An 11400-nucleotide genomic window follows, 5' to 3' on the forward strand; every position below is an offset into this window, starting at 1 on the left:
CCAAGAAGCACTAACCAGACTCAACACCGAACGGGAAACAGCCACAAAGACACAGGCCACAGCACCAGAACAAGGAGCTGCAACAACACCGGGCACAACACCACAACAACCACCAGCCCCACCACCCGACAGCAGCTAACACCCGCAGCCACCAGACACCGCGATGAGAGAAAGGAAAGGGCTCACCACCAGCACCAACACCACCCCGATGGAAGCACCCGCTAACCACAGCAAGGTACGCGGGCACATCGGCGAGCCTTATGCGAGCGCCACCCGTCAACCAAATCCAGGCTGACGGGGGAATCGGCGATCTCAGGTCCCGCCGCACGTGCTGCCGGAAGTAGCAGGGGCAGAGACGACAGGCCTCCTTAAGCCCTTAAAGGGCGACTCCAGGATTGCGGGGATTTAGGCGATCTCAAGCCCCTCTGCACGTGCCGCCGAAAGCGGCAGGAGCAACGGGGTTTCTAAGCCCTTAAAGGGAAATCCGCTAACTACTGACTGCTTAATGGGGTGGCGAGGAGGGAGGGCTCCAAGGTTCAGACTCTGCGAGGATGAGCTCCTTGATGACGCCCAACGTGTGCATGGTGCCGCGCGAAAGATGGATACGGAGGGGCTTTCCTATTTCGCCTTCCTCGATTCGATGCCACGAGAAATCAGTGCGGATGAGCTCGCGGTTCTTGCGCTCGACCATATGCAGGCCATGGTCGAGGAGGATTGTCTCCGTATCGGTGCGGATGAACCACACACGATCCCCCACGCTGCGGCGCTTCAAGCCAGTCAAACTGCGACTGTCCTCGCGCAGCCGAGTAACAGACTCGACGACACCGAAGCGATGCTCGAAACCTTCCGTGTCTGCGAGGACAAGCGGGCGGCCAGGGCCCACCGCACGGAGCGCTGAGACCTGCCACGCCACAGGTTGCCCGCGCTGTCCTTCCTTAGACACCGGTCGCACTACAGCCATGCAACCGGGGCGTGAAGTCTGAGGTTCAGAGGGCTCGGTGAGGGCCTTGGCAACTGGGACGGCCGAGGCTTTGGAAAGGGCGTTAGGCGTCAAGGTAACGCGGTGGGACGGGGTGACGACGAGCCAGAGGCCTTCGGTGATGAGGTGGGCGTCGAGAGGCACTAGCGGCGGGTGGACGGCTGCCATGGACTCAAGGCGGGCGGTGAGTTCGCCGTCAGGCACGCCCCAGCCATAGCCTTCAGCCGCCAGCATGCCGAACAGGGTTCCCAAGGGAAGATCCGGTTGGCCTTCCCACGCGGCGCGTAGAGCGGCGAGGGTGCGGTCAATGCGGGTTGGGTCAAACATGACTTCCAAGCCTAGTAGGTCCGCGATCACCAAAGCCGCCCAACCCCATCAGGGATTGAGCGGCTTGCAGACCTGCTAATCAGGAAGGGCCTTAGGCCCTAGCGAGAATTAGTCGAGGATCTTGGTAACGCGGCCAGCGCCGACGGTACGGGAGCCCTCGCGGATAGCGAAGCGCAGGCCCTCGTCCATAGCGACCGGCTGGATGAGCTCTACGGACATCTCAACGTTGTCGCCCGGCATAACCATCTCGGTGCCCTCAGGCAGCTTGATGACGCCGGTAACGTCGGTGGTGCGGAAGTAGAACTGCGGACGGTAGTTGTCCATGAACGGGGTGTGGCGGCCACCCTCTTCCTTCTTCAGGACGTAGACGGAACCCTCGAACTTGGTGTGCGGGGTGTAAGCGCCCGGCTTGATGCAAACCTGGCCACGCTCAACCTCTTCACGCTTGGTACCACGCAGAAGCAGACCACAGTTGTCGCCAGCCTCGGTGTAGTCCATCATCTTGCGGAACATCTCGATACCGGTAACGGTGGTGGACATGGACTTGTCCTTGATACCGATGATCTCGATGTCCTCGTTGACGTTCAGGGAGCCACGCTCAACACGGCCGGTAACAACGGTACCGCGGCCGGTAATGGTGAAGATGTCCTCGATCGGCATCAGGAACGGCTTGTCCAGCTCACGCTCCGGATCCGGGATGGAGTCATCGCAAGCCTGCATCAGGTCGATGACAGACTGTACCCACTTCTCGTCGCCCTCAAGAGCCTTCAGAGCGGAGATGTGAACGATCGGAGCTTCCTCGTCGTAGTCCTGCTCGGCGAGCAGCTCGCGGATCTCCATCTCGACGAGTTCGATGATTTCCTCATCGTCAACCATGTCGCACTTGTTCAGTGCAACGAGGATGTACGGAACGCCAACCTGGCGAGCCAGCAGAACGTGCTCGCGGGTCTGCGGCATCGGGCCATCGGTTGCAGCAACAACCAGGATAGCGCCGTCCATCTGAGCAGCGCCGGTAATCATGTTCTTGATGTAGTCGGCGTGGCCCGGGGCGTCCACGTGTGCGTAGTGGCGCTTCGGGGTGGAGTACTCAACGTGGGAGATGTTGATGGTAATACCGCGCTCCTTCTCCTCAGGAGCCTTATCGATCATGTCGAAGGCGAAAGCGGTGTTCTCCTCCGGGTAAGCGTCAGCCAGAACCTTGGTGATCGCTGCGGTGGTGGTGGTCTTGCCGTGGTCGACGTGTCCGATGGTGCCGATGTTCACATGCGGCTTCGTACGCTCGAACTTCTCCTTTGCCACTGTTTGTCCTCCTGGACTCTATGGCGGCTACGTATTTCGCAGCCACGTGGTTTGTATTGCCATTGGCACTTCGGGCCGAAGCCCATAAGCGCTAATGACGCTTTCTTACGTGCCAGTTACACGATCCTAGATTTATGCCGCAGTTTTTTCAAACTGCCCAAATAGGAGGTAACCCCGCCCAACACGTGCGGACGTTGACCCTCGACAAGAATCAATTTAAAGGATCCTGGGAGGGTAACGGCCGGCTCAACGCGCAAAATGTTTACGCATTCAGCGGACCGCTACCTCCCCAGCGCTGGGAGTTGGTGTCTACTGGCGAAGACTACCAGCCCCCACAGGGAGGGGAATCGATCGGTTCCCCTTTAGCCCTTAGGCCTTGGAGCCGGTGCGCTCCTCGATGATCTCCTGTGCCACGGAGGACGGAACCTCAGCGTAGGAATCGAAGACCATGGTGAAGTTTGCACGGCCAGCGGTGGAGGAACGCAGGTCACCGATGTAGCCGAACATCTCGGACAGCGGAACCTTAGCCTTGACCACCTTAGCGCCGGAGCGGTCTTCCATCGCGAAGACCTGGCCACGGCGGGAGGAGATGTCACCGTTGACGGTACCCATGTACTCCTCCGGGGTCACGACCTCAACGGCCATGATCGGCTCAAGCAGAACCGGCTTTGCCTTGGCAACGGCCTCCTTGAGGACCTGGGAGCCAGCGAGCTTGAAGGCCATCTCAGAGGAGTCAACGTCGTGGTAAGCGCCGTCCTCGAGGGTGGCCTTGATGTTCACCAGCGGGAAGCCAGCGACGAAGCCGTACTGCATAGCGTCCTGAATACCAGCGTCGACGGACGGGATGTACTCCTTCGGAACGCGGCCACCGGTGACGGCGTTCTCGAACTTGTAGGTTGCGGACTCGCCCTCTTCCAGCTCCTCCGGATCCGGGTTGTAAGGCTCGATGGTAACGATGACCTTTGCGAACTGGCCGGAACCACCGGTCTGCTTCTTGTGGGTGTAGTCGAGGGACTCGACCTTCTTGCGGATGGTCTCGCGGTAAGCAACCTGCGGGTTACCGATGTTTGCCTCAACCTTGAACTCGCGCTTCATGCGGTCAACCAGAACGTCGAGGTGCAGCTCGCCCATACCGCCGATAACGGTCTGGCCGGATTCCTCATCGAGGTGAACGGTGAAGGTCGGGTCCTCTTCAGCCAGCTTCTGGATAGCGGTACCCAGCTTCTCCTGGTCAGCCTTGGTCTTCGGCTCAATAGCAACCTGGATAACCGGATCCGGGAAGTCCATGGACTCGAGGATAATCGGGTTGTCCGGGTTACACAGGGTGTCACCGGTGGTGGTTTCCTTCAGACCGATGAACGCGTAGATGTTACCGGCGTCGGCGTGCTCGACCGGGTTCTCCTTGTTCGCGTGCATCTGGAAGAGCTTGCCCACGCGCTCCTTCTTGTTCTTGGTGGAGTTGAGCATCTGCTCGCCCGGGATAGCCTGGCCGGAGTAGACGCGCACGTAGGTGAGCTTGCCGAAGAACGGGTGCACGGCAATCTTGAAGGCCAGTGCGGAGAACGGCTCGGAAACGGAAGGCTTACGGGTCAGGGTCTCCTCACCGTCGAGGGAGGTGCCGTTGACCTCGCCGATGTCCAGCGGGTTCGGGAGGTAGTCAACAATAGCGTCGAGCAGCGGCTGGACACCCTTGTTGCGGTAAGCGGTACCGCAGAGGACCGGGTAGATCTCGGAGTTCACGGTCATCTTGCGGATAGCGCCCTTGATTTCCTCAATGGTCAGCTCTTCGCCACCGAAGTACTTCTCCATGAGCTCTTCGTCGGACTCAGCGACGGCCTCGAGCAGCTTCTCGCGGTACTCTTCAGCCTTCTCCTGCAGCTCGGCCGGGATCTCCTCGATAGTGGCTTCGGTTCCGGTTTCTACCTTGCCGCGCCAGGTCAGCGCTTGCATGTTGATCAGGTCGACGACGCCGTCGAAGTCATCCTCAGCACCGATCGGCAGCTGCATGACCAACGGCTTAGCGCCGAGGCGATCAATGATGGTCTGAACGGTGAAGTAGAAGTCCGCGCCCATCTTGTCCATCTTGTTGACGAAGCAGATACGAGGGACGTCGTACTTAGCAGCCTGGCGCCACACCTGCTCGGACTGCGGCTCCACACCTTCCTTGCCGTCGAAGACAGCAACAGCGCCGTCGAGAACACGCAGGGAGCGCTCAACCTCAACGGTGAAGTCCACGTGACCCGGGGTGTCAATGATGTTGATCTGGTTGTTGTTCCAGAAACAGGTCACAGCAGCGGACGTAATGGTGATGCCGCGCTCCTTCTCCTGCTCCATCCAGTCAGTGGTAGCGCCACCATCGTGGGTCTCGCCGACCTTACGGTTAATACCGGTGTAGAAGAGAATGCGCTCGGTGGTAGTGGTCTTACCCGCATCGATGTGCGCCATGATGCCGATATTGCGGACCTTATTCAGATCCTTAAGCACTTCTTGTGCCACAGTTAATACCCCAACTTAATTGTCGTCGACGCCCGAGTCAGCTAACCGCCAACCACGTTACAAGGACGTCTTCATGGATAGGTCTTGGTCTATTTTGCCACGTCTGGGCCTATACGTCAGCGTGAGGCGTGAAGCTCACGCCATAAAAAATGGCTCGAACAACGCTATTCAAGTTTAGGTTCCGCACTAGCTAGCGTGCGACGCTCCGCCAAAGGGAGCGAGAACACGCATTGTCAGCGCAGGTAAACGATGATATCGCTGTTCGAGCCATGATGCCATGTGGCGGGTTATACCGGTGGGATTACCAGCGGTAGTGAGCGAAGGCGCGGTTGGCCTCAGCCATCTTGTGAGTATCCTCACGACGCTTGACGGAAGCGCCCAGGCCGTTGGATGCATCGAGGATCTCGTTGGCGAGACGCTCGATCATGGTGTTCTCACGACGCTGACGGGTGAAGGTCACCAGCCAACGCAGAGCCAGGGTGTTGGAACGAGCTGGCTTGACCTCAACCGGGACCTGGTAGGTAGCGCCACCCACGCGGCGGGAGCGAACCTCGAGGTCCGGGCGGATGTTGCCCAGAGCCTTCTCCAGGGTGCCAACCGGGTCGGTGCCGGTCTTCTCGCGGCAGACCTCGAGAGCGCCGTAGACGATACGCTCAGCGGTGGACTTCTTGCCGTCACGCAGGATCTTGTTCACGAGCATGGTGACCTGCTCGGAGTTGTAAACCGGGTCCTTAACTACAGGACGCTTCGGTGCAGCATTCTTACGCATTGTTGATTACTGTCCCTTCTTTGCGCCGTAGCGGGAACGAGCCTGCTTACGGTCCTTCACGCCCTGGGTATCCAGTGCGCCGCGGATAATCTTGTAGCGAACACCCGGGAGGTCCTTCACACGACCACCGCGGACGAGCACCATGGAGTGCTCCTGCAGGTTGTGGCCCTCGCCCGGAATGTAGGCGGAAACCTCGATACCGGAGGTCAGGCGCACACGGGCAACCTTACGCAGAGCCGAGTTCGGCTTCTTCGGGGTGGTGGTGTACACGCGGGTGCACACGCCACGGCGCTGCGGGGAGCCCTTCAGGGCGGCCGTAGCAACCTTGGCCTTCTTGTCGTGGCGGCCCTTGCGGACCAGCTGCTGAATAGTTGGCATAAATCTAGTCTTTCTCTATGACTTCGGCTTGAACTGACCGTTTCCACTCGCCCAAACATGCAAAAATAGGGGCTCTTCTCCGGGGCCCTTCCGCATGTCCAGAACTTCTCTCAGCCACAGGGTGGCTGAGATACCGATCAGACTTTTCATCTCCTATAAAGATGAAACCTTGGACAGACTACCATTAGCCCGCTGATCTGCCCAAATCCGAGTTTCGTCCGCTTGGCTTGGCACTCGAACCGCAGTATGAACTAGCGCCACTCCCAGCTCAGGTCCGCCTCCACGGCGCGTTCGGCGAAGTGCTTTTGTTCCTGCTTCTCCCAGGTTTCAAACCACTCTTCATAACCGGGGTCGCGCTCAAGGGCGCGCTCGCGGCGCTTCTCGCGTGGGCCGTCGATTCGCACGGTCACCACGGAGCCACGCTCCTTGGCGGCGGCCACGGTGGCCTCGGTGACAGAACCCACGCCCTCGACGATCAAATCATCGCGTTCATCCAGGCTGGCCCAGTCCTTCGGGGCGTTGGCTTCCCAATCCCAGCGCCAATAGCCCGGGTTATTCTCCCGCAGCACTTGCTCTGAAACCATCTCTGAGCCTTCTTTGAGCCCATGCCAGCCGGGGTAGAACTCGTCGAGGTGGACTACTCGCCACCCCGTGCGCTCCGCTAGGGCCACGGAGGTCCAGGTTTTGCCGGCGCCGGAGGGGCCGTCGATAAGCACGGTGACTGGGCGCATCGGGCGCTTGCGCGCTGCCGCGAGCGACACCACATCATTCAAGAGCCTGTCCATCTCGGTGGCGTTGGTATCGGCAGTTCCCTTACCGCCTTCCCGTTGGTCCGTGCGGTCCGTGTCCTGCATGTTTTCTTTCACCACTTCTGGGTATGTCTAGCGTGCAGCTTTAAGAGAGAGTCATCCTAGAGTCCGAAGAATCTCCAGGACCCACTGAGAACCGAAACTACCACCGGAAGCGCCGCAAGGCCGGTTCCCACCACCATCACCAGCCAGTCCCGGCCGGCTAATTGGGAGGGCCGCGCCCACGTGCGCTGGCCGCCGCCCGGCGGGGTGCGACCAAATCCGCGCGCTTCCATCGCCGTGGCGAGCTTCCCGCCGCGGCGCAGGGCCAGCACCAACAATCCGAAGGACATAGTGATGAGGTGCTTGATGCGGCCTTCGTCGGTAAGCCCACGCGCACGCCGCGCCATGGCCAGGTACTGCCAGTCTGATTTGAACAGCGTCATCATGCGCACCCCGGCCACCGCCCCGATGACAAACCGGGAGGGCAGCTTGAGGATTTGAGAGAGGGCGTCGCCAAGCTCTGTCGGGTCAATATCTCGCGCCAGCACCACCATCGGCAGCGCCACTGCCAGCACACGCACCGTAATGGCGATGGCCAGCTCCAGTGAGTTATCCGTGACCGTAATCAGCCACCAGCTGAAGTACTCCCGCCCGCCGGGCGCACCGTAGAGCAGCATCGAAATACCGGACAATGGCGCAATAAGAAACAGGAACCACCCAGCCTTAAACAGCCGCGGCCAGGACACCCCGCACAGCGGCGCAAAGAGCAGAGTCATCCCCAACGACACCACCGCGGAGACCCAATCCACTGAGAGCAACAAGGGTGTCACCCACACGAACATCAGGAAGATGCGCGTCAGCGGATTTACCCCACGCAGCAATCCAGCGTTGCCCAAACGGCCAGCGTCCTTCACGCTCACCGAAGAAGATTTAGCCACGGCTCACCTCCACTCGGTAGTCGCCCAACGCGGAAATGAACAACGGATCGTGGGTCACCGAAGCAATCGTCGTCCCCTCATCCGCCATGCGCCGCAGCAGCCACACCAGCTCGGTAAAGGTATGAGGGTCTTGGCCAAAAGTTGGTTCATCAAGAAGCAACACCTCCGGCGCCGTGACCAACGCCGTGGCCACAGACAGCCTGCGCTTCTCCCCTCCGGAGAGCGTAAACGGATTGGCGTTGAGCAGATGCTCCAAACGCAAAGCCTCCACGAGCTCTGCAATGCGCTTCTCTGGCACCTCGCGGTGCATCACCCGGGGTGCCACGCGCAGCTCCTCCGCTACCGTGCGGGCGACGAACTGGTGCTCGGGGTTCTGGAAGACGAACCCAATGCGGTCCGCCAACTCCCGGGACTTCCACGTCAGCGGCGAGCCCTTCAGCCCCCGCCGCACATACTCCGCCACACCAATCTCTCCGGACACTGCCGGAAGCAACCCCGCCACCGTCATCAGCCACGTGGTCTTGCCCGCGCCATTGGGCCCAGTAATCACCGTGGACATCCCCCGCGGCAACGCATAGCTACGCGGCGGCCCAAAGCGGGTGACCAAGTCCGTACTCCACAGCGCCGCCGTCTCCGGCCCGGACACATGAGATACGTCCGATCCCGGCGCTACCTCAACGCTGCTTGACGACGCCCCATCAATCCCCCGTGCCCGCGGCAAACCGCTAATTGAGCGCGAAGCGACAACAGTTTCCAGTGACCCATCAGCGACGATGCGCCCATCCTTCAGCTCAATCGCACGGTCGAGCACACCCTTCCACGCTGCGTGCTGGTGCTCCACCACGATGAGGGTGGCACCAGTGCTCTCCAGCATGGTGGATACCGCCTCGATGACCTCTCGCGCACCCTCCGGATCGAGGTTCGCCGTGGGCTCATCCAGCAACACCATGCCCGCGCCCATCGCTATAACACCGGCCAACGCCAGACGCTGCTTTTGCCCTCCGGACAGACGCTCCGTGGGGAAAGACAAGTCGACTTCAGGCCCCACCATCGATAGCGCCGCAGCTACCCGCTGCCATATCTCCGTGCGTGGGTAGGCCAGATTCTCACAACCAAAGGCCACATCATCTCCCACACGCGCGGCAATCACCTGCGAGTCTGGGTCCTGCAGCACCAGCCCCACCGGAATGGTGCGCCCGGGTGGCTCGACGTGACCGGCGGCATCCTCAAGAAGAATCGAGCCAACGCGTGTACCTTCATCATCCCCACCAAGCACACCCGCTATGGCTGCCAAAAGCGTGGATTTTCCGGAACCGGAATCACCGCACAGCAGCACCTTCTCCCCCGGCGATACAACTAGGTCAATATCCGCCAGCGCCGGCGCACGCCTTCCCGCATGCGTCCAGCCAAAGCCACGAGCCACAAGCTTCGTGGCACCAGCACTACCCACATCAGCCATCAGAACCAGCCATCACAGTCAGCAACGCCAACCAACATCAGTCCACGATCAACAAACAACAAACAACGCGGAACAAGTAAGAACAACGCAAACTAGCAACAAGCAACGCTGCCTAAGCGTTGTGCTGTTCGCGTCCAACCGCAAAGCGATCCAGCGCACCAGTCTTCGCAAGAGCCTTAACCACGAAGTAACCGACAGCTCCCGCCAGAATGGCTCCGGAGATGCTCAGCGTCACTAGGTAGATGATGTTGAACTGGAGAGTCTTGCCCAGGTTTCCGGAGGTAAACAGCTCCAGCACAAAAGCACCCCAGCCCGCAGCCATGCCACCAAGCATCGCAATGCCCAGACCAAAGCGGCGGTAGAGGAAGATGGCCAAGACAATCTCCACACCAATGCCCTGCGCAATACCGGAGTACAACGTACTAATCCCCCACTGGGAGCCCAGCACCGCTGACACAATCGCCGCCAACAGCTCTACGTAGAGTGCCGCACCCGGCTTGCGGATAATCAGGCCACCAACGACACCGCCCAGCAGCCAAATGCCAGTGGCAATACCACCCAAGCCCGGGGTGAGCGCATCCATAGCTTGGAACCAGGCGTAGCCCACCGTGTTCCACGCCAGGAACACAATTCCGCACGCCACGCCCAGCACGGATGCCACCACGATGTCCACGACACGCCAATTCAAACTGCGCGGAGCTACACCATTCGTAGATGCGCCATTAACAAATCCACCATGAGATACAGAGTTCATGATTCCTCCCTTTCGCCGGCATTATCCGGATCAGGTTCGACGGTTCGCCGCTATGACGCGGCATCTCAGCCTCCTCAGCCATTCCATGCAAACCCAATAAGACAAGAGAAACGGAATTGGGCTAAGCACAATCAAGGCAAACAAGGAAGCACCCGTGACGATGTGTAATTAGAAGCCGCTAGCACCCAATAGAACACCAGCTAAGCATGCTCAAGAAGCACTGTCAGCTTAGCAAGACGTACCTCACAAGAGCACATCTACCTCTGCTTCAAACAAAAGAGAAACACCACCGAGAGGCACGCTCAGAAAAACGAAAGTACCCCGTCGCGTCCTCTGACCTACGCGACGGGGTACGTGCACACCGACTTCAAAAAGCCAGTGGCCATGAGCCTCCACACCTGGAGCTTAAGGAAAGGAAAAGCTTCGGTAGAGACCCAAGACTAATGAGAAATAACAAATGGTATTTCGGAACTATTAAACAAACAAAATCGAGCCATGAGCCGGGCCACGCCACCGGGCTATGAAGCCCGGCAGCAATGTCCCGATTCATCAACTCTCAAGTTGGGTGGGAGGTTAACGCGCCTCCCGTGGCGGTGTTATTTGAGGGAACACGTCCCTACGCTGTGCGGATTACTTGCTGGAAGAGGAACCGTTAGAGGAACCTGCACCCGGCGCACAAGCATCAGCGATAAGGCCAATAGCCAGAGCACCAGCAGCAATCAGAGCCACAGCACCAGCAGCCTGCTGATGATCAACACCGAAACGCTTCAGCTGCGCATCGATACCAGCCATCTTGCCAGCCAGCGGACCATTGAACACACCAGCCTGCTTCTGCAGCTGAGTATTCAGATCCCGAATCTGCTTGTTAATCGGAGCAACGAAGTCCTTCAGACCCGGAATGTTCATCTGAGAAGCCAGACCAACCGGAATCAGGAACAGCAGCGGGATACCAACACCCAAGCCGGTGTTGATGCAACGCTGGTTCGGCTTCGAAGACAGGTCAGAGGAACCAGAACCGTCGGAAGAACCACTCGGCTTCTCAACCTCAACCTCTACGCGGTCGATCTCCTTGCCGTTCTTGTCCTTGACAACGACAACAACCTTGTCACCAGGCTTAGCGTTCTCATCGATGTCGACAATCAGCTTGCCGTTCTCACCGATCTTAGCCTTACCCGGGCCTTCGGTCTCAACCGTGGTGCCATCCTCAACC

Annotated in this window: 10 protein-coding genes and 1 riboswitch; all 10 genes read right to left on the reverse strand. The window is 59.4% G+C overall.

The genetic code is table 11. The annotated features are described in order from the left end of the window. Window positions 1–502 precede the first annotated feature (502 nt). The gene (locus tag HMPREF2743_RS04560; RefSeq protein ID WP_070525754.1) at window positions 503–1306 is read right to left on the reverse strand and encodes a hypothetical protein; all 804 of its coding nucleotides are present in this window, start codon (window positions 1304–1306) and stop codon (window positions 503–505) included. 108 nt (window positions 1307–1414) lie between these two features. Then, window positions 1415–2605, reverse strand: a complete 1191-nt coding sequence (tuf, locus tag HMPREF2743_RS04565) for an elongation factor Tu (RefSeq protein WP_010189688.1) — start codon at window positions 2603–2605, stop codon at window positions 1415–1417. 369 nt (window positions 2606–2974) lie between these two features. After that, a complete protein-coding gene (gene fusA / locus HMPREF2743_RS04570; RefSeq protein ID WP_070525756.1) occupies window positions 2975–5101 on the reverse strand; it encodes an elongation factor G in 2127 nt (708 codons plus the stop codon). 301 nt (window positions 5102–5402) lie between these two features. Beyond that, complete coding sequence (gene rpsG, locus HMPREF2743_RS04575) at window positions 5403–5870, reverse strand: 30S ribosomal protein S7 (RefSeq protein ID WP_070525758.1); 468 nt, start codon at window positions 5868–5870, stop codon at window positions 5403–5405. A 6-nt stretch (window positions 5871–5876) separates the two neighbouring features. Beyond that, the gene (gene rpsL / locus HMPREF2743_RS04580) at window positions 5877–6248 is read right to left on the reverse strand and encodes a 30S ribosomal protein S12 (protein ID WP_005286791.1); all 372 of its coding nucleotides are present in this window, start codon (window positions 6246–6248) and stop codon (window positions 5877–5879) included. A gap of 251 nt (window positions 6249–6499) precedes the next feature. Then, the gene (locus HMPREF2743_RS04585) at window positions 6500–7102 is read right to left on the reverse strand and encodes an isopentenyl transferase family protein (protein ID WP_070525760.1); all 603 of its coding nucleotides are present in this window, start codon (window positions 7100–7102) and stop codon (window positions 6500–6502) included. Window positions 7103–7158: 56 nt separating this feature from the next. Next, window positions 7159–7881: an energy-coupling factor transporter transmembrane component T family protein gene (locus HMPREF2743_RS04590; RefSeq protein WP_070525764.1), complete on the reverse strand. Its 723-nt coding sequence runs from the start codon at window positions 7879–7881 to the stop codon at window positions 7159–7161. An 88-nt stretch (window positions 7882–7969) separates the two neighbouring features. After that, entirely contained in the window at window positions 7970–9436 is a 1467-nt protein-coding gene (locus HMPREF2743_RS04595) for an ABC transporter ATP-binding protein (RefSeq protein ID WP_070525762.1), read from the reverse strand. A gap of 112 nt (window positions 9437–9548) precedes the next feature. After that, a complete protein-coding gene (locus tag HMPREF2743_RS04600; protein WP_083298963.1) occupies window positions 9549–10190 on the reverse strand; it encodes an ECF transporter S component in 642 nt (213 codons plus the stop codon). Beyond that, window positions 10179–10356: riboswitch (TPP riboswitch) on the reverse strand. It overlaps the preceding gene by 12 nt. Window positions 10357–10820: 464 nt before the next feature. Continuing rightward, window positions 10821–11400 (reverse strand): hypothetical protein (locus HMPREF2743_RS12710; RefSeq protein WP_371441227.1); only part of this gene is annotated, 580 nt, incomplete at its 5' end.

Source organism: Corynebacterium sp. HMSC036D02 (assembly GCF_001836165.1).
GTDB lineage: Bacteria > Actinomycetota > Actinomycetes > Mycobacteriales > Mycobacteriaceae > Corynebacterium.

Excerpts from the sequence above, each read along its gene's own strand:
- HMPREF2743_RS04560 (WP_070525754.1), bottom strand. The coding sequence starts at position 1,306 with ATGTTTGACCCAACCCGCATTGACCGCACCCTCGCCGCTCTACGCGCC.
- rpsG (WP_070525758.1), bottom strand. The coding sequence starts at position 5,870 with ATGCGTAAGAATGCTGCACCGAAGCGTCCTGTAGTTAAGGACCCGGTT.
- rpsL (WP_005286791.1), bottom strand. The coding sequence starts at position 6,248 with ATGCCAACTATTCAGCAGCTGGTCCGCAAGGGCCGCCACGACAAGAAG.
- HMPREF2743_RS04585 (WP_070525760.1), bottom strand. The coding sequence starts at position 7,102 with ATGCAGGACACGGACCGCACGGACCAACGGGAAGGCGGTAAGGGAACT.
- HMPREF2743_RS04590 (WP_070525764.1), bottom strand. The coding sequence starts at position 7,881 with ATGTTCGTGTGGGTGACACCCTTGTTGCTCTCAGTGGATTGGGTCTCC.
- HMPREF2743_RS04595 (WP_070525762.1), bottom strand. The coding sequence starts at position 9,436 with ATGGCTGATGTGGGTAGTGCTGGTGCCACGAAGCTTGTGGCTCGTGGC.
- HMPREF2743_RS04600 (WP_083298963.1), bottom strand. The coding sequence starts at position 10,190 with ATGAACTCTGTATCTCATGGTGGATTTGTTAATGGCGCATCTACGAAT.